This window comes from Pseudoxanthomonas sp. SGNA-20 (assembly GCF_003931635.1).
GTDB lineage: Bacteria > Pseudomonadota > Gammaproteobacteria > Xanthomonadales > Xanthomonadaceae > Pseudoxanthomonas.
Genome location: NZ_RRYK01000002.1, coordinates 20,697 through 42,280 on the forward strand (window position 1 = coordinate 20,697; position 21,584 = coordinate 42,280).

Annotated in this window: 20 protein-coding genes and 1 pseudogene; 2 read left to right on the plus strand and 19 right to left on the minus strand. The window is 72.0% G+C overall.

The features are described 5' to 3' along the window. Positions 1–99: 99 nt before the first annotated feature. The 7 genes from EIM48_RS05420 to EIM48_RS05450 form a co-directional block, all read right to left on the minus strand. On the minus strand, positions 100–648 hold the full coding sequence (locus EIM48_RS05420; protein WP_125108622.1) for an adenine phosphoribosyltransferase: 549 nt from the start codon (positions 646–648) through the stop codon (positions 100–102). A gap of 45 nt (positions 649–693) precedes the next feature. Then, complete coding sequence (locus EIM48_RS05425) at positions 694–2,247, minus strand: YdiU family protein (RefSeq protein ID WP_125111255.1); 1,554 nt, start codon at positions 2,245–2,247, stop codon at positions 694–696. 21 nt (positions 2,248–2,268) lie between these two features. Beyond that, positions 2,269–2,952, minus strand: a complete 684-nt coding sequence (locus EIM48_RS05430) for a glutathione S-transferase (RefSeq protein ID WP_026010233.1) — start codon at positions 2,950–2,952, stop codon at positions 2,269–2,271. A gap of 152 nt (positions 2,953–3,104) precedes the next feature. Then, on the minus strand, positions 3,105–3,314 hold the full coding sequence (locus tag EIM48_RS05435; protein WP_013535118.1) for a cold-shock protein: 210 nt from the start codon (positions 3,312–3,314) through the stop codon (positions 3,105–3,107). Between the two features lie 219 nt (positions 3,315–3,533). Further along, positions 3,534–4,547 (minus strand): LLM class flavin-dependent oxidoreductase, encoded by a 1,014-nt coding sequence (locus EIM48_RS05440; RefSeq protein ID WP_019397333.1) that lies wholly within the window; start codon positions 4,545–4,547, stop codon positions 3,534–3,536. Between the two features lie 2 nt (positions 4,548–4,549). Then, positions 4,550–5,059 (minus strand): DUF1249 domain-containing protein, encoded by a 510-nt coding sequence (locus EIM48_RS05445; protein WP_019397334.1) that lies wholly within the window; start codon positions 5,057–5,059, stop codon positions 4,550–4,552. An 81-nt stretch (positions 5,060–5,140) separates the two neighbouring features. Then, positions 5,141–5,962: a pyruvate, water dikinase regulatory protein gene (locus tag EIM48_RS05450; protein ID WP_019397335.1), complete on the minus strand. Its 822-nt coding sequence runs from the start codon at positions 5,960–5,962 to the stop codon at positions 5,141–5,143. A gap of 139 nt (positions 5,963–6,101) precedes the next feature. Between EIM48_RS05450 and ppsA the strand changes: the two genes are divergently transcribed. Beyond that, positions 6,102–8,480: a phosphoenolpyruvate synthase gene (gene ppsA / locus EIM48_RS05455; protein WP_125111256.1), complete on the plus strand. Its 2,379-nt coding sequence runs from the start codon at positions 6,102–6,104 to the stop codon at positions 8,478–8,480. A gap of 110 nt (positions 8,481–8,590) precedes the next feature. Here ppsA and EIM48_RS15415 read toward each other — a convergent pair whose 3' ends face one another. From EIM48_RS15415 to orn, 3 genes are all read right to left on the minus strand, one after another. Continuing rightward, positions 8,591–12,367 (minus strand): patatin-like phospholipase family protein, encoded by a 3,777-nt coding sequence (locus tag EIM48_RS15415; RefSeq protein WP_199728390.1) that lies wholly within the window; start codon positions 12,365–12,367, stop codon positions 8,591–8,593. A 36-nt stretch (positions 12,368–12,403) separates the two neighbouring features. Then, positions 12,404–13,300 (minus strand): SH3 domain-containing protein, encoded by an 897-nt coding sequence (locus EIM48_RS05465; protein ID WP_084220859.1) that lies wholly within the window; start codon positions 13,298–13,300, stop codon positions 12,404–12,406. Positions 13,301–13,619: 319 nt separating this feature from the next. Beyond that, entirely contained in the window at positions 13,620–14,183 is a 564-nt protein-coding gene (gene orn, locus EIM48_RS05470) for an oligoribonuclease (RefSeq protein ID WP_028915587.1), read from the minus strand. Between the two features lie 97 nt (positions 14,184–14,280). Here orn and EIM48_RS05475 point away from each other — a divergent pair, with 97 nt between their 5' ends. Then, positions 14,281–14,745: a DUF2721 domain-containing protein gene (locus EIM48_RS05475; RefSeq protein WP_125111257.1), complete on the plus strand. Its 465-nt coding sequence runs from the start codon at positions 14,281–14,283 to the stop codon at positions 14,743–14,745. Positions 14,746–14,752: 7 nt separating this feature from the next. Here the strand turns inward: EIM48_RS05475 and tadA are convergent, their stop codons facing one another. From tadA to EIM48_RS05515, 9 genes and pseudogenes are all read right to left on the minus strand, one after another. After that, entirely contained in the window at positions 14,753–15,235 is a 483-nt protein-coding gene (gene tadA, locus EIM48_RS15530) for a tRNA adenosine(34) deaminase TadA (protein ID WP_028915589.1), read from the minus strand. 102 nt (positions 15,236–15,337) lie between these two features. Beyond that, positions 15,338–15,667: pseudogene (locus EIM48_RS15535) on the minus strand (GNAT family N-acetyltransferase); the annotation flags it as partial. 273 nt (positions 15,668–15,940) lie between these two features. Next, positions 15,941–16,402 carry an AprI/Inh family metalloprotease inhibitor gene (locus tag EIM48_RS05485; protein WP_019397342.1) on the minus strand — a complete coding sequence of 154 codons (462 nt, stop codon included), beginning with the start codon at positions 16,400–16,402 and terminating at the stop codon, positions 15,941–15,943. 267 nt (positions 16,403–16,669) lie between these two features. Next, a complete protein-coding gene (locus EIM48_RS05490; protein WP_019397343.1) occupies positions 16,670–17,347 on the minus strand; it encodes a type 1 glutamine amidotransferase domain-containing protein in 678 nt (225 codons plus the stop codon). Positions 17,348–17,405: 58 nt separating this feature from the next. Next, a complete protein-coding gene (locus EIM48_RS05495; protein WP_125111258.1) occupies positions 17,406–18,392 on the minus strand; it encodes an aldo/keto reductase in 987 nt (328 codons plus the stop codon). Positions 18,393–18,739: 347 nt separating this feature from the next. Next, positions 18,740–19,081 carry a zinc ribbon domain-containing protein YjdM gene (locus tag EIM48_RS05500; RefSeq protein ID WP_125111259.1) on the minus strand — a complete coding sequence of 114 codons (342 nt, stop codon included), beginning with the start codon at positions 19,079–19,081 and terminating at the stop codon, positions 18,740–18,742. Between the two features lie 43 nt (positions 19,082–19,124). Next, positions 19,125–20,033 (minus strand): lipocalin family protein, encoded by a 909-nt coding sequence (locus tag EIM48_RS05505; RefSeq protein ID WP_233581640.1) that lies wholly within the window; start codon positions 20,031–20,033, stop codon positions 19,125–19,127. A 34-nt stretch (positions 20,034–20,067) separates the two neighbouring features. Continuing rightward, positions 20,068–20,241: a DUF1328 domain-containing protein gene (locus EIM48_RS05510; RefSeq protein ID WP_019397347.1), complete on the minus strand. Its 174-nt coding sequence runs from the start codon at positions 20,239–20,241 to the stop codon at positions 20,068–20,070. A gap of 102 nt (positions 20,242–20,343) precedes the next feature. Beyond that, positions 20,344–21,492 carry an SDR family oxidoreductase gene (locus EIM48_RS05515; protein WP_125111260.1) on the minus strand — a complete coding sequence of 383 codons (1,149 nt, stop codon included), beginning with the start codon at positions 21,490–21,492 and terminating at the stop codon, positions 20,344–20,346. Positions 21,493–21,584 lie beyond the last annotated feature (92 nt).

A 21,584-nucleotide genomic window follows, 5' to 3' on the forward strand; every position in this document is an offset into this window, starting at 1 on the left:
CCGGGGCGCGCGTCGCGCCCCCGGATGCGCCGCCTTGTCCGGACTACGCGCCCCGCGAAGCACCAACCACGAATCCCGAATCCCGAACCCGATCCCGCCTCAGTGCCTCAGCAAGGCCACCAGCGGCGCGTCGATTTCCCAGCGGGCACGGCCACCGAGGGCCACCAGCTCCATCAGCACCCCCGCCCCGACCACCCGGGCCTGCTGCTGTGCCAGCAGCCGGGCCGCCGCGGCCAGGGTGCCGCCGGTGGCCAGCACGTCGTCCACCAGCAGCACGCGGGTGCCCGGCGCGACCGCGCCGGCCTGCAGCTGCAGCCGGTCGCTGCCGTATTCCAGCGCGTACTGTTCCTCGACCACCGGCCCGGGCAGCTTGCCCGGCTTGCGCAGCGGCAGAAAGCCGGCACCCAGCAGCGGCGCCAGCGCGGCGCCGAGGATGAAGCCGCGCGCCTCGATCCCGGCCACCAGGTCGATCGCCACGCCGCGCCATGGCGCGGCCAGGTCGTCGAGCATCGCGGCCAGGCCGTCGGCATCGGCCAGCAGCGGGCAGATGTCGCGGAACACGATGCCCGGCGAGGGAAAGTCCGGGATCTCGCGGACCAGCGAGGCCCAGGCCGGCTGGGTGGCGGGTTCGGCGACTGTTGCGGACATCGGGGAAGCTCTCCGGACGGACGGGATGCGCAAACGGTAACGCCGTCAGGAGCTGCAGGACAGCATCGAGCAGCCGGCGCGATGGCGCGCCCATTCGGGGCGCAGGCCGGCGTAGTGCTCCCGTCCAGGCTGGTCCTCGTACGGGCGGCGCATCACCTCCAGCAGCGTCGCCACCGACGCCAGGTCGCCGGCCTCGGCACGGTCGATGGCCTCCTGCGCCAGCCAGTTGCGCAACACGTAGCGCGGATTGGCCAGGCGCATGCGTTCGCGCCGCCGTGGTGGCGCCAGCGGGTCGTCGGCCAGGCGCGCGGCGTAGCGTGCCAGCCACTCCTGCAACGCCGGCGACACCGCCGCGGCCGCGACGGCGTCGTAGGACACCGCCGCGAAGTCCGCCGGCCTGGCCGTGGCCGGATCCACCTCCCCAAGCTGGCGGAAGAACGTGGTGAGGTCGAACTGCCCGGCCTGCAGCACCCGGCACAGGTCCTCGAACAGGGCCACGTCACCGGCGCCGGCGCGGGCCAGGCCCAGCTTGCCGGCCACCATTTCCCGCTCGGCCCGGGCCCAGGCGTCCAGGTAGCGCTGCAGCCCGGCCTCCAGCGGCGCGACCCCGCCGAACAGCGGCGCCAGCGCCTGCGCCAGCCGGGTGAGGTTCCAGTACGCCACCTGCGGCTGGGCGCCATAGCGGTAGCGGCGGCCGTGGGCGTCGGTGGTGTTGGGCGTCCAGTCCGGGTCGTAGTCCTCCAGCCAGCCATAGGGACCGTAGTCGATGGTCAGGCCGAGGATGGACATGTTGTCGGTGTTCATCACCCCGTGGACGAAGCCCACCCGCATCCAGCCGGCCACCGTCCACGCGGTGCGCTCGCACACCTGCGCGAACCATTCCGCGTCGCCGGCCGGGCCCAGTCCATGCAGGTCCGGAAAGTGGTGGCGCTGGACATGGTCCGCCAGCCGCCGCAGCAGCGCGGTATCGCCGCGCGAGGCCGGCAGTTGCCAGCTGCCAAAGCGCAGGAAGCTGGGCGCCATCCGGCACACCACGGCACCGGGCTCCGGGCGCGGATGGCCGTCGTAGAACATGTCGCGCACCACCTCCTCGCCGGTGCCGACCAGGCTGAGCGCGCGCGTGGTGGGGATGCCCAGGTGGTGCATGGCCTCGCTGCACAGGAACTCGCGGATCGAGGAGCGCAGCACCGCGCGGCCGTCGCCGAAACGCGAGTACGGCGTGCGCCCCGCGCCCTTGAGCTGCAGTTCCCAGCGCCCGCCGTCCGGCCCGATCGCCTCGCCCAGCGAAATCGCGCGGCCATCGCCCAGCTGCCCGGCCCAGCTGCCGAACTGGTGGCCGCCGTAGTTGGCCGCCCACGGCTGCATGCCTTCCAGCAGCGCATTGCCGCCGAACACGCGGGCGAAGTCCGGGTGCTCGGCGTCGGCGGCGTCCAGCCCGGCCAGGGCCACGGCCTCGGGCGACCAGGCCAGCAGCCGCGGCGCGGCCACCGGGGTGGGATCCACCCGCGACCAGGCCGCGAAGACCTCGCGCACGCGCGGCCCGGCCTCGGGGTCGCCGGGCAGTTCGCGCAGGAAGCTGTTGTCGAATCCGATCCGCATGGGTCGCCGCCGGCGGGCGGATCAGCCGGTGGCGACCGCGAACGGGCCGCCCTGCTCCAGCGCCCGCTGGTAGGCCGGGCGCGCGTGGATGCGCTCGAGGAAGCCGCGCAGGTTCGGGTGGCCGTCCAGCCCGGCGCGCGCCGCCGCGGCCTCGATCGGGAAGCTCATCTGGATGTCGGCCGCGGTGAAGCGCTCGCCCGCGAACCAGCCGCCGCCGTCCAGCGCCTGCTCCATCCAGTCCAGGTGCAGCTTCACCTGCGGCGAGACAAAGCCGGCCAGGGTGCGGTCGACGATGGCGCGGGCGATGGGCCGGGCGAAGAACGGCATCGGCGCGTTGCGGATCCGGCGCAGCACCAGCGACAGCAGCATCGGCGGCATGGCCGAGCCCTCGGCGTAGTGCATCCAGTAGCGGTACAGCAGGCGCTCCTCGGCCAGCGCCGGTTCCGGCGGCGGCGATAGCGCATAGCCGGTGTCGTAGCGCTCGACCAGGTATTCCAGGATCGCACCGGATTCGGCCAGCGCCTGGCCGCCATCCACCAGCACCGGGGCCTTGCCCAGCGGGTGCACGGCGCGCAGCTCCGGCGGCGCCAGCAGGGTCTTCGGGTCGCGCCTGTGGTGCACCACGTGGTACGGCAGCTCCAGTTCCTCCAGCAGCCACAGCACGCGCTGGGAACGGGAATTTTCCAGGTGATGGACGGTCAGCATCGGCAACTCCTGTTCGACTGCGCCCATCCTCGCACGGCCGGCGTTTGCCATCCGTTGCGCCGCGCGCCGGGCCCGGAAACGGAAAACGCCGGAGGCTTGCGCCCCCGGCGTTCCGGTCTGCGATCCCGGCGCGAGCCGGGAAGGCCAGTCAGTTACAGCGCCTGGACCTGGTCGGCCTGCAGGCCCTTCTGGCCCTGCACGACGATGAAGGAGACCTTCTGGCCTTCCTGCAGCGACTTGAAGCCCGAGCCCTGGATCGAACGGAAATGCACGAACAGGTCGGCACCGCTCTCCGGGGTGATGAAGCCGAAGCCCTTGGCGTCGTTGAACCACTTGACGGTACCGGTCTGACGATCGGACATGTTTGCTAACTCCTCAACGGAAAAATGGAAAACCCGGTCGCGGGACATCCGCGGCGGGTACTGGGTTGCAGGTGTTAGGCAAAGCGGAACGATGTAGCGCGATCGTCGGATCGACTGCATCAGGCCACGATTCACGGTGACCCATGCAAACACAGTGGGGGCACGATACCCGTATTCGTCCGGAATAGCGAGCGCCGTCCGTCGGCGCCGTTCAGGTGGTCAACCGGCGGCCGCCAGGCCCCAGGCCTCGGCCGCGATCCGGTAGGACTCCAGCCGGGCCTGGTGGTCGTGCAGGTTGGCCACCACGATCAGCTCGTCCGGGCGGTGGCGCTGGACGAAGCGCGCCAGGCCCTCGGCCACGGTGTCGCGGCTGCCGACCACGCTGCAGGCCAGCGCCCGCTCCACCCCGGCCTTCTCCTGCGGGTTCCAGTAGGCCTCGATGTCGTCCACCGGCGGCGGGATCAGCCCCGGGCGGCCGCGGCGCAGGTTCACGAAGGCCTGCTGCGGGGTGGTGAACAGCCGCCGCGCCTCGGCGTCGGTGGCCGCGGCCACCACGTTCACCGCCAGCATCACGTGCGGCTCGGCGCAGTGCTTCGATGGCCGGAAGTGCCGGTGGTAGACCAGCAGGGCTTCCTCCAGCGCATCCGGGGCGAAGTGCGAGGCGAACGCGTACGGCAGGCCCAGCGCCGCGGCTAGCTGCGCGCCGAACAGGCTGGAACCCAGGATCCACACCGGCACCCCGAGCCCGGCGCCGGGCACGGCTTGCACCGCCTGGCCCGGCTGCACCGGCTCGAAATAGCGCAGCAGCTCCTGCACGTCCTGCGGGAACTGCTCGGCGGAGTCGAAATAGCGGCGCAGCGCCCGCGCGGTGGCGTGGTCGGTGCCCGGCGCGCGGCCCACGCCCAGGTCGATCCGGCCCGGATGCAGCGCGGCCAGGGTGCCGAACTGCTCGGCCACCTGCAGCGGCGAATGGTTGGGCAGCATGATCCCGCCAGCGCCAACCCGGATCTTCGAGGTATGCGCGGCCACGTGCGCGATCAGCACCGCGGTGGCGGCGCTGGCGATGCCGGGCATGTTGTGGTGCTCGGCCAGCCAGAACCGGCGGTAGCCCAGGGCCTCGGCATGGCGGGCCAGGTCGACGCTGTTGGCCAGCGCGGCGGAGACGTCCGAGCCCTCGCACACCGGTGCCAGGTCCAGCACCGACAGCGGCACGGAACGCGGATCGAAGCCCATGGTCAGTCCCGCGCCACGGCCGCCAGCGGTGCCCGCGGCGCGGCCAGCGGCGGCGCCGGGCGCAGCGTGGCCACGCCGTGGCCCTGCTCGGCCAGGTACTGCAGCCACTTGCCCAGGAAGGTGTTCATGCGCAGGCGGTGGCCCACCACTTCGGCCGGCGGCGGGTACATGCCGATCACGTCCTGCCAGCGCCGGCCGACGTAGCAGTGGGTGGTCTCGACCTGGCGGGCGTCGTTGTACAGGCGCAGGTAGGCAGAGGGGTCCGGCTCGCCGGTCACCGGGTCGCACAGGTCGTAGGTCAGGCGCAGCTCGACCGTGTAGCGGTGGCGCTCGAGCACGTCCAGGCGCACGTCCAGGCCGTCGCCCAGCGAGGACACGTAGCTGCCGCACGCCAGCCCGGCCGGCGCGAACAGCCGGGTCAGGCGGGCGTGGTTCTCCGCGTACAGCCCCATCAGCCAGCCGAAGCGGCCGATCCTGGGGATACGCGCGACGATGGGGAGTGCCTGCTGCATGCGCCCGATGCTACACGGCAAGGCGCGCGCGCGGCAGCATTGAAAAGCCCGACGCCGGCCCCCATGCGTACGGGCCGCCGTTCAGAACATCTCCCGCTGCAGGCCGAAGGTGGCCAGCACCTTGCTGGAGATCTCCTCGATCGAGGTGTGCGTGGTGCTGAGGGTCGGGATGCGCTCGCGCGCGAACATCGCCTCGGCCGCCTGCACCTCGCGCCTGCAGGTCTCCAGCCGCGAATAGGACGAATCCGGCCTGCGCTCCTGGCGGATCTGCTGCAGCCGGTCCGGATCGATGGTCAGTCCGAACAGCTTGCGCCGGTACGGACGCAGCCGCTCCGGCAGCCTGTCGTTGTCCAGGTCGCTGTCGGTCAGCGGGTAGTTGGCGGCCTTCACGCCGTAATGCAGCGCCAGGTACACGCAGGTCGGGGTCTTGCCCGCGCGCGACACGCCCACCAGCACCACGTCGGCGTCGACATAGTCCAGCGCGACGCCGTCATCATGCGCCAGGGCGTAATTCATCGCCTCGATGCGGCGGTGGTAGCTGTCGAAGTCGACGATGCCGTGCGCGCGCCCCACCCTCGCCTGCCGGGGCTGGTTGAGCTCGCGCTCCAGCGGCTCGATGAACGGCGCGAACACGTCCAGCATCAACGCCCCGCTTTCGGCCAGGAGCATGCTCAGTTGGGTATCGACGCAGGAATTGACCACGATCGGCCGCACGCCGTAGCGCTCGCCGGCCGAGCGGATGCGCGCGGCCGCCTCGCGCGCCTTGTCGAGGTCGTCGACGAAGGCGATGCGGTCGGTCACGAACTGGAATCCGCTGAACTGGGTCAGCAGGCTGTGGCCGATGGTTTCCGCCGTGATACCGGTACCATCGGAAACGTAGAAAACAGGGCGGATCGCGCTCATGCCTGTGACGTCTCCGGTTTCGTGTTGAATGACATGATCAACATTGATATGCCGCAAATCGCAGGGGCATCATAACCACCCCACATACCTCGGGACACGGCCATTGCCCGGCCGGGCGTGGCTCCACGGAGCATCGCACTTGAACCAGAACATCCTGTGGTTGCATGAGCTTCGTCTTGCCGACCTGACACGCGTCGGCGGCAAGAATTCCTCCCTCGGCGAGATGATCGGGCACTTGTCCGGCCTCGGCGTCTCGGTGCCGGGTGGCTTCGCCACCACGGCCGAAGCGTTCAAGGACTTCATCGCGCACAACGACCTGCACCAGCGCATCTACGACCGGCTCGCGCAGCTGGACGTCGAGGACGTCAACGCGCTTACCGCGGCCGGGCGCGAGATCCGCCAGTGGGTGATCAATGCCCCGCTGCAGCCGGCGCTGGATGCCGATATCCGCACCGCCTACGCGAAGCTGTGCAGCGAGAACGGCGGCGGCGACGTGGCGGTGGCCGTGCGCTCTTCCGCCACCGCCGAGGACCTGCCCGATGCCTCGTTCGCCGGCCAGCAGGAGACCTTCCTCAACGTGACCGGCGCCGACGATGTCGTGCACAAGGTCAAGGAAGTGTTCGCCTCGCTGTACAACGACCGCGCGATCGCCTACCGCGTGCACCACGGCTTCAAGCACGAGGACGTGTTCCTGTCGGCGGGCGTGCAGCTGATGGTGCGCTCGGACGTGGGTGCCTCCGGCGTGCTGTTCACCCTGGACACCGAGTCCGGCTTCCGCGACGTGGTGTTCGTCACCGCCAGCTACGGCCTGGGCGAGATGGTCGTGCAGGGCGCGGTGAACCCGGACGAGTTCTACGTCTACAAGCCCACGCTGAAGCAGGGCAAGCCGGCGATCCTGCGCCGCTCGCTCGGCAGCAAGGCGATCCGCATGGTGTATTCGGACCAGCCCGGCGAGCGCGTGCGCACCGAGGACACGCCGGCCGAGCTGCGCAACCGCTTCTCGCTCTCCGACGAGGACGTGCACGAGCTGGCGCGCCAGGCCCTGACCATCGAGCAGCACTACGGCCGCCCGATGGACATCGAATGGGCCAAGGACGGCGTGTCCGGCAAGCTGTTCATCGTGCAGGCGCGTCCGGAGACGGTGAAGTCGCGTGGCCACGCCACCCAGATCGAGCGCTTCGCGCTGGAGAAGCGCGGCGAGGTGATCGCCGAGGGCCGCGCCATCGGCCAGAAGATCGGCGCCGGCGTGGCGCGCGTGGTGCGCTCGCTGGAGGACATGGACCGCGTGCAGCCGGGCGACGTGCTGGTCGCGGACATGACCGACCCGGACTGGGAGCCGGTGATGAAGCGCGCCAGCGCCATCGTCACCAACCGCGGCGGCCGCACCTGCCACGCGGCGATCATCGCCCGCGAGCTGGGCGTGCCGGCGGTGGTCGGCACCGGCAACGCGCTGGACCTGATCAAGGACGGCCAGGAAGTGACCGTCAGCTGCGCCGAGGGCGATACCGGCTACATCTATGCCGGCCGCCTGCCGTTCGAGCGCACCACCACCGACCTGGGCAACATGCCGCCGGCGCCGCTGAAGATCATGATGAACGTCGCCAATCCCGAGCGTGCGTTCGACTTCGGCCAGCTGCCCAACGCCGGCATCGGCCTGGCGCGCCTGGAGATGATCATCGCCAGCCACATCGGCGTGCACCCCAAGGCGCTGCTGGAGTACGACAGCCAGGACGCGGACACCAAGCGCCGGATCGACGAGCGCGTCGCCGGCTACGCCGACCCGGTCAGCTTCTACGTCGACCGCCTCGCCGAGGGCATCGCCACCCTCACCGCGTCGGTCGCGCCCAACCCGGTGATCGTGCGCCTGTCGGACTTCAAGTCCAACGAGTACGCCAACCTGATCGGCGGCCAGCGCTACGAGCCTGAGGAAGAGAACCCGATGATCGGCTTCCGCGGCGCTAGCCGCTACGTCGATCCGTCCTTCGCCGACGCCTTCGCCCTGGAATGCAAGGCGGTGCTGCGCGTGCGCAACGAGATGGGCCTGGAGAACCTCTGGGTGATGATCCCGTTCGTGCGCACGCTCGAGGAAGGCCGCAAGGTGGTCGAGGTGCTGGCGAAGAACGGCCTGCGCCAGGGCGAGAACGGCCTGAAGATCATCATGATGTGCGAGGTGCCGTCCAACGCCCTGCTGGCGGACGAGTTCCTCGAGATCTTCGACGGCTTCTCGATCGGCTCCAACGACCTGACCCAGCTGTCGCTGGGCCTGGACCGCGACTCCTCGATCGTCGCCCACCTGTTCGACGAGCGGAACCCGGCGGTCAAGAAGCTGCTGTCGATGGCGATCAAGGCCGCGCGCGCCAAGGGCAAGTACGTGGGCATCTGCGGCCAGGGTCCCTCCGACCACCCGGACCTGGCCGAGTGGCTGATGCAGGAAGGCATCGAGTCGGTGTCGCTCAACCCCGACACCGTGGTCGATACCTGGCTGCGCCTGGCCAGGCTCAAGGGCGGCGCCGCCTGAGCCGCTGCGGTCCGCGCGAGCGGACCGTCCGCGCGCCACCGAAGGCCATGCCGGTGCGCCGGCATGGCCTTCCTGTTTGTGCCCTTTCCCGCCCGGGCAGAACAGCGGCGCTAAGGCACGGCTTCGCAACGCGCCGGACCGGGCGTGCCCGCATCCGTGGCGCAGGGCGGCAGCCATAGTTCGATCACGCGGCGGTTGCTGCGGATGGACGCGGCCAGCTCGCGCACCTGCACCTCCAGGCCAGGCTCCCGCGCCGCCAGCGCCGCGGCAATCCCGCGGGCACACTCGCGGTCGCCCTCGTTGCCGCGGCGGTGGACCAGCAGGGTCGGCCGCGGCCAGGGCGCGGGCGGATTGCGGCCATGGCGCTGCGCGGTGGCGACCACGTTCTCGATGCCGGGCACGCGCACCGTATTCCCCAGCGCCGGGGCGATATCGGAGTCGCCCTTGAGCAGGTCGGCGATCCAGGCACGGCTGGCCTCGTCGTGTACCTGCACGTACAGGGTCATGGGCGACGCTTCCGTCCCGCATGCCGCGAGCGCGGGGACCCGCGCGGACGCCGGCGGTGCCGGAGCCGGCGCTTCGACCGGAAGCGGCGCCGGCACCGACGCCGGCTCCTCCGTGCCCGGTTCCGGCACCGACGCCGGCCCCCTGCCCCCGCCGGGACCGGACTGCAGCGCAGTCGGCCCGTCGATGCCGGGCGCCTCCGGGTCCGCCGCGGCCTCCGGGTAGGTCGAGGCAGTACTGCCGCCGGCAGCCACGGCCGGTTCCGGCATGGCCATCGTGCCTGCATCCGCGGGCCGTTGCCGGTTGCACGCGGGCAAGCGTGCCAGCAGGGGATTCCTGCAGGGCTCCTGCTGCGGCGCGGGCATCCAGTACGGGTCGTCCTGGTCGGGGTGCGTGCCGCAGACGTCGTCGCATACCCAGTGGCGTGCCGGATCGCAGCTGTTCCCGGCGGGATCCGCGGGGACCTGGCATAGCGCCGCAAGCCCCGCGAGGCGGCTGGCCGCATGGCGGCGCACCCGCGCCGATACCCCACCGTAGCGCACTGCGTCGGCCAGCAGGCGCACGGCGCCGCGCTCGTCCGCGCCGGGCGGCTTGTCCGGACTCGCCTCGCGGATGGCATCCACACCGTCCAGCACCGCCTCCACCGCCTGCTCGCGTGCGCTGCGTTCCTGCTGCCACTGCTGCAATGCCTGCGCCATCGGCAGCAGCAGCGTGCCCAGCACGCCGACGCCGACGGTGGCCCCGATCGCGGCGGCCCTGGTTTCCGGGCGCCAGAACGGCACCGGCGCCTTCTGCGGCTCGGGCTTTGGCGGCCGCCGCAGCGGTTCCAGCACATTCCCCGGCCTTGGCGCCGGCATGTTCCAGCCGTGCACCTTCTCCAGCCACTCCGCCCGCAGCGCCCGTCCCATGTCCTCGCCCAGGCGGTGGTAGCTCTCCCACTGCGCCTCGTCGAAGAACTGGTCGGAGGTCGGCTGCTGCGGGAACAGCGGATGGCGGCGGGCATAGGCCAGCACGTCGGCGTCCAGCGACACGTGCAGGGCCGGCTTGACCACCAGCAGGGTGCCGAGCCGCCGCCGCGCCGGGTTGCTGCGGTTGTAGCAGATCCGCGCCAGCAGCACGCCGCGCGCGGTGTAGTTCTTGGCCAGGTCCTCCGGTGCCAGCACCGCCAGGTGCTCGCTGGCGACCGCGCCCATCGCGGCGGCGTCCTCCGGCGTGCAGAACTCGATGTCGCAGTCGAAGTCGATGCGCGCCTTGCGCACCAGGTTCTCCAGGTCGTCGTACTCGTAGCGCGGGTCGGCGCCGCAGTCGGCGAGCACGATGAAGTCCAGCTGGCGCTGCAGCAGCGCGTGCACGCCGGTGTTCTCGAAGTGCCCGCCGTCGGACAGGTACCACCAGTCCTGGCACGGCCCGGCGAACGACGCCAGCGCCTCGCTGGCCAGCAGGCCGAACTTGGTCGTGCCCAGCCAGCGCCCGGCGCGCCGCAGCAGGCCGTCGCGCGCCGGCTCCTCCTGCGCTGCGCCCTCCTGGCGCGGACGCAGCCAGAACCCCAGGCGCGCCCCCACCATGAACAGCAGGACCGCCCAGCCCCGCGAGGTGTAGGAGCCCGCGCCCGGCGAGGCCGCCGCGCCGGAAATGGCGATCCAGCGCCCCAGGGTGCCCGGGTCGCGCATCTGCGCCAGCGGCAGGAAGCGGTCCCTGCCCAGCTCCATGCCGCGCGCGCTGATGGTGGCGGCCAGGCCCTTGCGGTCGGCGTTGTACATGCCGCTGGCCGCCTCGCGGGTCTGGTTCAGGCACACCCCGACCAGGTGCAGCGGGCCGCCGTTTTCCTCGGGACGGTGGCTGGACAGGTCGGTGTCGTCGCCCGGGACCACCGTGGTCACCGACCAGGCGTCGGGCGATTCCCGTTCGCCATCCAGGCGCGGGCCGAAGCGCTGCACGTTGCCCAGCGCCAGGTAGGCGCGCACCAGGCGCGCGCGGTAGAAGCCGTGCAGGGAGCTGGAATTGACCCAGTCGCGGTTGCGCTGGGTCAGCAGCACCCAGGCCAGCGCCAGCGCGCCCAGCACCGCCGCGCGCGCCCAGAACGGCAGGTAGGCCAGCACGCCGTCCTCGCCCCGCAACGGGGCGATGAACACCACCCACTGGACCAGCAGCACCCAGGCGCACACCACCAGCGCGCCGACCAGCAGGCCCAGCAGGTTCAGCAGCTTCGGCGTCCAGCGCGCATGCGGGCCATCCGAGGAGCGGGCCATGCGCTGCAGCGGTTCGCTCAACGCGCGCAGCAGCACCAGCAGGCTGCCCAGGGTCAGGCCGCCCTCCAGCCAGCGGTCGCCCTGTTCCAGCAGCTTGGCCACCTGCCAGGTAAGCACGTCGACCACGCCCAGCCCGGCCAGCCCCAGCGCCAGCGCATTGGCGCGGCGCAAGGCCTCGGTCAGGCGGTTGCGTTGCTGCGCCAGGCGGGTGTTGGGGCGTTCGTCCGAGCGCCCGGACAGGCGCAGGTACAGCCCGGCATGCCGGGCCAGGGTGCCGGCGGCGAACAGGCACAGGAAGAACGCCGCCGACGGCGCCGCCCAGGGCGGCTGCAGCCAGGCCAGGTCGCGCCCGGGCAGCAGCCACAGGCCCGCCAGCAGCAGCGCCAGCACCACCACGTCGGCCGCGCGCGGCGGCAGGATGGCCAGCAGCGGCGTCCCCGGCTCGTTGGCCTCCCGTGGCAGGTCGCGCAGGGTCCAGTACGGCACCAGGGTGCTGGAGGCCAGCAGCATCCACGCCGCCGCCGCGAGCACGAACCACGCCGACGCCCATGGTTGCCACTGCGCGGACAGCACCAGGTCCAGGTCGTTGTGCAGGGCGTGCGGCAGCACCACCAGCACGCCCAGCAGCACCGCCAGCACCGCCATCTCCGCGTGCACCGCCAGCGCGCTGCGCAGGTAGGTGGCCACTGCCGCGCCGACGTCGCGCGCGCCGCGCGGGGTCAGGTAGCGGCCGTTGCGGCGCAGCCATTCCAGCAGCACCGAATCGCTGCGGGCGAAGGCGTTCTCGGCCTCGACCACGCCGATCTTCTGCACCACCCGGGTGAACGCGGCACCCACGTAGCCGCCGCCGGATACCGTGGACAGGTAGTCGAAGCGCTTCAGCAGGCCGTTCTGCGCCAGGCCGCGCAGCAGGCCCAGGCAGAAGGTCGCGCTGCGGATGCCGCCGCCGGACAGCGCCAGGCCGATGCGCGGCGCGCCGGGGTCGATGCCGGCGCGGGCGCGGCGCCGCTCCACCAGCCGCGCCTCCTCCCCGGCCAGGGCCGCGCGGTCCTGCAGCCCGGCCCCCTGTCCCAGCGTGCCGTCCATGTGTCCGGCGGCACGTTCCATCGGCGTGGACGCCTGCTCCCTATCCATATCCCCTCCCTGGCGGCGCTGGGCACGCCCGCCGTCTCAGTCATGGATCCAGAACGAAGTGCTCCTGAACGTGGCCGAGGTCCACCAGCGCGGCGTCCCGAACTGGAAGTTCTCGCGTCCGGCATTGCTCTGCAGCGGCGCGTGGACCCGCCCGTTCCTGCGGTCGGCCTGCCGCGTACCCTTCTCCGGCACCACCGGGCAGATATGGCCGGGGCTCTCGCTGTTGGCGTTCTTCCCCGAGACCAGGCAGACCGCGCCGGCATTGGCCGCCGCCTGCAGTGCGTCCAGGTCGAACTCCCGGCGCCAGCCGAACTGCGGCCCGAACTCCGGCAGCCAGTCGTGCAGGCTGTTGGCGTTGAGCTCGCGCACGGTCTGGTCGTACACCACCGCCACGCTCCTGCCGGAGTTGAGCGCGCTGATCGCGGTCGCCGTCCACCACACCCGCGGCAGGTAGGCGCCGGCCAGGAAGCAGTAGTCGTAGCTGTAGATGTTGCAGAAGGTGCTGCTGCCCTTGCGCAGGTAGCGCGCGCTCCTGTCCACCCGCAGCCAGTGCACGATCTCCAGCAGCTGCGCGGCGCGCGCGGCCGGCGTGCGGGCATCGCGCCGCGGCGCGCCGGCCTCGTTGAGCGCGAAGGCGCGGCCGCCATCGCGGCCGCGGGTGACGGGCTGGCTGGTCTGCAGGTGCACCTCCACCAGCTTCTTCGCCACCGCCTCCGGGGGCGCCTTTTCCGGTCCGGCCACCAGGTAGGCGGAGGAGACATAGCCCTCGACCGGGGTGCCGTCCAGCCGGGTGCGGATCTTCCACCAGGGCGCCGCCGCCTTCTCCAGCAGTTCCACCTCGTGCCCGCGCGGCAACAGGCCGATGCGGTTGGTCGAAACCACCCTGGGCGAGGACCGCAGGTTCAATTCCGACGCACGTACGACGTACTTCATGCTGCCTCCATGGAGGACAACGGGACATCGGCATGTGGCGAGGCGGCGGGGTCGTGGTGGGTGGGCCCCGGCGGTCGTCGCGCGTCGGCCATGCACCCGCCACGGCGGGTCGTCCGGCGCTGTATCCGGGCCGGTGCGCAGGGCAAGGGGCCGTGGCCCAGGCCGGGAAACGGGCGGAGTTTGCGCCTCGGCCGGCGCCGGCGCCAGTCCCCCCGGCGCAGCGGCGGGAGCGCCGGCGGCGCCTGCCGCGGGCCGCTGGCCGGTCCGTGCCGGCGGACCAGGCGCGGCAACGGAGTCGGGGCGGGCCGGCCCCTGACGCTCAGGCCGCCGGCAGCCCGGCGAACTTGCCCAGGAACTGGCGGTAGTGGCGCAGCTCGGCGATCGAATCGTGCACGTCGCTCAGCGCGGTATGCGCGGCCTGCTTGCCGACCCCGGCCAGCACCTCCGGGCACCAGCGGCGGGCCAGCTCCTTGAGCGTGCTCACGTCCAGGTTGCGGTAGTGGAAGTACTGCTCCAGCCGCGGCATCAGCCGGTGCAGGAAGCGGCGGTCCTGGCAGATCGAGTTGCCGCACATCGGCGAGGCCTTGGCCGGCACCCACTCGTTGAGGAAGGCCACGGTGCGGGCCTCGGCCTGGGCCAGGGTCACGTCGCTGTCCAGCACCCGCTGCCACAGGCCGGAACGGCTGTGCTGGTTGCGGTTCCACTCGTCCATCGCCTGCAGGGTCTCCAGCGGATGGGCGATGGCCAGCTCGGGGCCCTCGGCCAGCACGTTGAGCTGGGCGTCGGTGACGACGGTGGCGATCTCGAGGATGGAATCGCGGTCGGTGTCCAGGCCGGTCATCTCCAGGTCGATCCAGATCAGGCGGTCCATTCCTGCGGCCATGGCCATGCGCTTGCGGAACTCCAACGGTGATGGGGCCGCGCTTGCGGGCGCGGCGGGAGCTGGCATGATACCGCAGGTCCCCATCCACACCCGGTCGATGCAAGAGTCGAGCACCCATGCCATCCTGGCCGCGATGCTGGCGCCGGCCTTCTTCCTGACCGCCACCGCCTCGCTGCTGCTGTCGGCCAACAACCGCCTGGCCCGGATCATCGACCGCGCGCGGACCCTGCTGCGGGAACTGCCAGAAGTGCGCGACGAGCGCGAGCGGCAGCTGTACGAGAAGCGCATCGCCCTGCAGCGCCTGCGTAGCCTGCTGATGCTGCACGCCGGGCAGCTGCTGTACATCGCCATCAGCTGCTTCGTCGGCACCAGCCTGGCGGTGGCCGTGGACAACTTCGCCGGGCACCGCCTGGGCTCGCTGCCGATCTGGCTGGCTTCGGCCGGGGTGCTGTCGATGTTTGCCGCCAGCTTCCTGCTGGCGCGCGAGTCCACCCTGGCGGTGACCGCGATCAACGAGGAAATGGACCACCGCCCCACCCGGCCGCTGCCGCCGGGGGGCTGAACCGGGCTCAGACCGGCGGCTTGCCGCGCTTGGCCCGGAAGTAGTTGGTCAGGCGCCGCCCGGCCTCCTCGCCCAGCACCCCGCCCTGCACCAGCACGCGGTGGTTGTGGCGCGGGTCGCCGATGACGTCGAACACACTGCCGCAGGCGCCGGTCTTGGGATCGGCCGCGCCGTAGACCACTCGCGCGACGCGGGCATGGACCAGGGCCATGGCGCACATCGCGCAGGGTTCCAGCGTCACGTACAGGGTGGCGCCGACCAGGCGGTGGTTGGCCAACGCCCGGCCGGCCTGGCGCAGGGCCATGATCTCGGCATGCGCGCTGGGATCGTGGTCGGCGATGTTGCGGTTCCAGCCCTCGCCGATCACCTCGCCTCCGGCCGAGACCACCACCGCGCCCACCGGGATCTCGTCGTATTCCTTCTCCGCGCGCTCGGCCAGGGCCAGGGCCTGGCGCATGTACCGCTCGTCGGCGGCCGGGTCGACCGGCAACGTCCGCGCCGGCTCGCGCGCGTCCAGCAGCTTCCACAGGATCCGGGTCGCGCCCAGCCCGCCCAGCGGCTTGTAGGCGTACTCGGGGATGTCGCCGGCGGTGTGGTAGCCCAGGCGGCGGTAGAACGCGGTGGCGCCCTCGATCAGCGAGGCATCCAGGGTAAGCAGGCGGCGGCCGCGCTCGCGCGCTGCCTGTTCCAGCGCCTGCACCAGGGCCGCACCGACGCCGCGGCCGCGGGCCGCCGGCGCGGTCATCACCTTGGTCAGCTCGGCGCGGTGCGGCTGGCTGGGCGCCTGCACCAGGGCCAGCGAACCGGTGGCCAGCAGCTGGCCGTCCTGCCAGGCGCACAGCACCACGCGCTCGCCGCGCGCGACCGCCTCCAGCGCGCCGCGCCAGAACGCACGCGCCTCGTCCAGCGGCAGCGGGTGCATGAAGCCGACCGAGCCGTTGTTGGCGACGGTCTCCACCAGCAGCGCGGACAGGGCCTCGATGTCGGCCGGCGAGGCCGGACCGATGCGTGCCGCCGATGCCGGCGCCTCCCCAGGGGCCGCGGACGCCGGGACCGCGGATATCTGTTCTGCCACTGCGCGCTTTCCGCAAAACACCAGGGACGCATTTTACGCCTGACCCGCGCCGCGGCAGGCCTGCCGGCCGGGGCAGGCGAACCTTGCCTGGCCGGCGACCATCGCCGGCGGGCGCCGCGACTACTGCGCCGGGTTGAGCATCAGCCCGTACCGCCGATTGCCGTCGCGCGGCAGGTAGAACTCGCGCTCGCCGCTGCGCGGCAGGCGCACGATGGCCTTGCGCGTGGCATCCACCAGTACCAGCGACTGGTCGCGGCCGTCGATCAGCCAGGCAAACGCCTCGCCTTCCAGGCCCAGCGAGGCGAGGCAGGCCGGATCCGCCTCCAGCGCATGCCCGCCGAGGTTGGGCGTGGCCTGCAGCGTGACCGGGCAGACGCTGCCGCCCTCGGTGTCCTCCCACAGGTCCCAGGCGCCGGCCAGGGCGACGATCTCCGGTCCGGGCGCGTCCGCGATGCCGTCGTCTTCCCTGGCCTTTCCGTGCGCGGGAGCCGTGGCCGGCACCGGGGATGCCGGCTGGCTGCAGCCGGCCAGCAGGAGTAGCACCGCCAGCAGGAAGGTCGACAGGCAGATGCGCCCGGCCATCACCGCACCGCGCCCGTGGCAGCGTGGAACAGGTGGTCGCAGGGATCGACCCGGCCTGGCGCCGGCTCCGGCACCGTCCTGCCGGCCGGCAAAGGCGAACGCGGCCGGCGGGTCGCGCAGGGCCGGCGATCGCACGTGGCAGTCCAGACGCATGGCATCCCCCGGGCATCGGAATGGAGTCCCCCGCCGCGGCGAAGGACGCGCGGGCAGTCTACCCGGGCGGCACGCGCGGCGCCGGGCGGCATTGGTGGAGGTGCGCTTGCCGGGTCAGCGCAGCAGGGCCAGCAGCGCCTCGGCCGCCGGCGCCGAGGAGGCCGGGTTCTGCCCAGTCACCAGCAGGCCGTCGCTGACCACGTGGGGCTGGAAGTCGGCCCCCTTGGAGTACTCGCCGCCGTTGTCGCGCAGCATGGCCTCCACCGAGAACGGCACCACCCCGGTCAGACCCACCGCGGCTTCCTCGCTATCGCTGAAGCCGGTGACCTTGCGCCCCTGCACCAACGGCGCGCCGTCGGCACCGCGCACCCGCCGCAGCGCGGCCGGGCCATGGCAGACCGCGCCCAGCGGCTTGCCGGCTTCGGCCGCGCGCGCGGCCAGGGCAATCGAGCGTGGATCCTCGGCCAGGTCCCACAGCGGGCCGTGGCCGCCTGGATAGAACAGCGCGTCGAAGTCGTCCATCGACACCTCGGCCAGCGGCCGGGTGTTGGCAAGCGCCGCCATCGCCGCGGCATCGCCCTGGAAGCGCCGGGTATCGTCGGTCTGCGACTCCGGCGCATCGCTGCGCGGGTCCAGCGGAGGCTGCCCGCCGCGGGGCGAGGCCAGCACCACCTCGGCCCCGGCATCGCGGAAGCGCCAGTACGGGGCGGCCAGTTCCTCCAGCCAGAAGCCGGTCTTCTCGCCGGTCTCGCCCAGGCGATCGTGGGACGTCAGTACCACCAGGATCTTCATGTGCCTGCTCCTGTCGGAAGTCCAACGGTTGCGCTCGCCTGCGCCCCGGCGCCGGGGGTCACCAGCGCTGGTGCACGTGCGGCTTGATGTCCTGCTCGTAGATCCGCGCGACCTCGGCCATGACATCCGCCGGCAGCGCCGGCAGCCCGGCCGCGGCGATGTTGGCCAGCGCCTGCTCCGGGTTCTTGGCGCCGGGGATGACCACGCTCACCGCCTCGTGCATCAGGATCCAGCGCAGCGCGAACTGGGCCATGGTGGCGCCGGCCGGCACCAGCGGACGCAGCTTCTCCACTGCCGCCAGGCCGACCTCGTAGGGCACGCCGGAGAAAGTCTCGCCGACGTCGAAGGCCTCGCCGTTGCGGTTGAAGTTGCGGTGGTCGCTTTCCTCGAAGCGGGTATCGGCGCGGAACTTGCCGCTGAGCATGCCGCTGGCCAGCGGCACTCGCGCGATCACCGCCACGCCGCGGCGCAGGGCCTCCTGGAAGAACAGCCCGGCCGGGCGCAGGCGGAACATGTTGAAGATGATCTGCACGCTGGCGACGTTCGGGTACTCGATCGCCTTGAGCGCTTCCTCCACCCGCTCCACGCTCACGCCGTAGCGGGCGATCGCACCGCGCTCCACCAGCCGCTCCAGGTGCTCGAAGATCTCCGGATGGTAGTAGGCGTCGGTCGGCGGGCAGTGCAGCTGCAGCAGGTCGAGGGTTTCCATCTCCAGGTTGCGGCGGCTGCGGTCCACCCACTCCTGCAGGTTCTGCGCGGTGTAGCCGGCCACTTCCTGCCTGGGCAGGCGGCGCCCGGCCTTGGTCGCCACGAACGGGCGCTTGCCGCCGCGCTCCTTGAGCACGCGCGCGATCAGGCGCTCGGAGTGGCCGTCGCCGTAGACGTCGGCGGTGTCGATGAAATCCAGGCCGGCATCCAGCGCCGCGTGCAGCGCGGCGATCGAATCGCGGTCGTCGACCGTGCCCCAGGCCGCGCCGATGGCCCAGGCGCCAAAGCCGATCTCGCCGACGGTGTGGCCGCTACGGCCGAAAGGTCTGGAACGCATGCGTGACTCCTGCGGACGGGCCACGCTGGCGGGCAGCGTGGCCGGAAAAGGATTGCGGCGCGGTGGCGCCGGACGAACGCCGAATCATAGCGGACACGCGCGGAGGGGCATGCAGGCGATGGCCGGGCGCCGGCGTTCGGCTACGCCGCGATCGGGGAGCTGCGTCGGCGCCTGGCCCTCCCCCCTACCCCATCCTGCCGGGAAGGGAACGGTGCTCCAGACGACGACGCAGCGCGTGGCGAAGCGCCAGGCCTCGAGGGCGCCATGGCACTGCAGCGGCGCTGCGCTGCACTTGCCCGGGCCACACGCCTCGCCCAATCACCAATCACCAATGATCGACGATTCGCTCAGGCCTTGCGCAGGAACTGGGTCTTGAGCACCAGGCCCTTGATCTTGTCCGAGTTGCCTTCGATGTGCTCCGCATCGCCCTCGACCAGGCGGATGTTGCGGATCACCGTGCCCTGCTTGAGCGGGATCGAGGAGCCCTTGACCTTCAGGTCCTTGATCACGACCACGGTGTCGCCGGCAGCCAGCGGGTTGCCATTGCTGTCGCGCACGACCAGCCCGGCTTCCGCCTCGGCGTCCTCCTCCTCGGTCCACTCGTGGGCGCAGTCCGGGCAGATCCAGAGCGCGCCGTCGGCGTAGGTGTTGTCCAGTCCGCACTGCGGACAGGAAGGAATGGCAGCCATTGCATCCTCGTTGCAGGAAAAAAACGGCCGCCATTGTAACGGGCTAGCGCGGCTCCCCCGGCGCCGGCATCGCCGCCGGACGCGCACAGCCCGGCACTTCCTCCGCGCCATCCACCGCCAGCGCCGCGCGCAGCGGGTACCACGCCCCGGACATGCTGTCCTGGCACTGCCCGGTGGCCACACGCAACACGACCGTGCCCTGGGCATCGCGCGCCACGATCGCCTGCACGCCCGGCACCAGCGCGTCGGTGCGGCTGGCCAGCTGCAGGCGGCGCGGCTGCGGCAGGTCCGGACCGGTCAGCACCAGCACCGTGCCATCCACCCGCGCCTGCCAGAACGGCTCGTTGGTCGAGGCCACCAGCGCGTGCGGCACGCTGCGTGCCTCGCTGCCGGGTGCGCCGGCGTCGAACACCAGTTCCGCGACCGGATAACCCAGTTCCTGCGCCTTGCCGACCAGCGAGGCCAGCAGCAGGCGGTCCACCCGCGGCTGCCGCGACAGGATCCACAGGCGGTCCCGGTCCGGCGCGCCGACCAGGGCCCACTGGTATTCCGGGTCCACCGCCAGCACCCAGCGGCGGGTCCAGCCGAACGGCACCCAGGCGCGCCAGCGCGGGGCCACGGCACGGACCTGCAGCGAGCCGGGCGCGCCGGGCACCGGCACCACCTCGGCGTCCTCGCCGATGCGGCGCCCGTCCTCGTCCAGGCAGGACTGGTGGGCGTCGAAGCCCTCGCCTGCGCCGGCCCGGTACTCCACCCGCGCCTCGCGCACGCACTTGCGCTGGAAGTCCACCGGCAACCACGCCGCCAGGTGCCAGGGGCCCGCGAAACGTTGCAGGTCCAGCACCGGCAGCGGCAGGTGCCCGGCCACGCCGAGGTCGCGGGCGGGCAGCACGGACGGGAGCAGCAGTAGCAGCAGCGAGGCCGCGCGGGCGAGGTTCCGGGATCTCCTCATGTCGGCGCCGACATTACCAGCACGCGACACCAGATCAAGTCACCTTGCGGAAGATGGTCAGGCCCAGCACGAACAGCACCACCGCGATCAGCAGCGCGGCGACGAACAGGAACTTGGCGATGCCGATCGACACCCCGGCCACGCCACCCAGCCCCAATGCCCCGGCAATCAGTCCGATTACCAGGAAGATGATGGCCCACTTGATCATGCCCTGCTCCGTCCGTTAGGTGACCCGGACCTTACGCAGGGCGGCGTGGCACGGCCGTGAACCACGGCCCTGCCACGCCGCTGGCGTGGTGGCGTGCCCGGCTCAGCCGGCGCGGGCGTGCCAGGCACGCAGCAGCTCGGCCTCGCGCTGTCGGTCGATGCCGGCGCGCGGCTTGGCCTGGCGTTCGGCCGGCAGGCTGCGGTACCAGGCCAGCAGGTCGGCCACGGTGTTGGCCAGCGGGCGGAAGGTCAGCCCGGCGGCCACCGCGCGCGCGTTGCTGACCTGGCCATAGCCGGCATACGGGCCGCGGTTGCGCGGCACCCAGATCGGCAGCTCCACGCCCTGCGCCTCGAGGAACTCCGGGTCCACGTGGGTCAGCTGCAGCGGGGTCGAGGTCACCGCCTGGCAGCCGTGCAGCATCGCGTCCATCGTCAGCGGGTAGCCGGGGCCGACCGCGTTGAAGGTGCCGGTGGTGCCGTTCTCGGCCAGGCGGATCATCCACTCGCCCAGGTCGCGGCCGTCGATCACCTGGATCGGGTCCTGGCCGTCGCCCGGCACCAGCATTTCCCCGCCGTCGGCCACGCGCAGGGGCCAGTAGGTGAAGCGGTCGGTTTCGTCGCGCGGGCCGACGATGTAGCCGGGGCGGACGATGGTGGTGCGCTCGCCGAACTGGCGACGCGCCTCGACCTCGCTAAGCGCCTTGAGCGGGCCGTACAGGTTCTCCATGTCCGCGATCAGGGTCTGGCGGGTCTCGGCCATGGCATCGCGGCCGCGGTACTGCGCCAGCGGCGCGTCCTCGTCGATGCCGGGGCGGCTGCCGTCGGCGTAGACCGAGATGGTGGAGATGAACAGGTAATGCCCGATGTTGCCGCGCAGCACCTTGCCCGCATCGCGCACCCACGACGGCAGGCTGGTCGGGTTGTCGATGCACACGTCCCAGCGCCGCCCGCGCAGCGCCGACAGGTCGCCGGTCTCGCGGTCGCCGTGCAGCTGCTCGACCTCCCCCGGCCACTCCGGCGAGGGTCGCTTGCCGCGGTTGAACAGGGTCACCTTGTGCCCGCGGGCCAGCGCGTAGCGCACCTGGAACGGGCCGGTGAAGCCGGTGCCGCCAAGGATCAGGATGTTGAGCGGGCGCTTGGCCTTCTCCACCTGCGGCAGGTCGGTGGCGGCGGCGGCCAGGGCCGGCAGGGCGGCGGCGGAGGCGGCGGCAAGCGCGCCCAGCCTCAGCAGGTCGCGGCGGGTGGTTTCCATGGGGCTCTCCGTGCGTGGTGAAAACGACTGGATACCACCCTGCCCGCGCGGCTGCCCATGCGGGAAGTTGGCATGACCTCCGGCCCATCCCC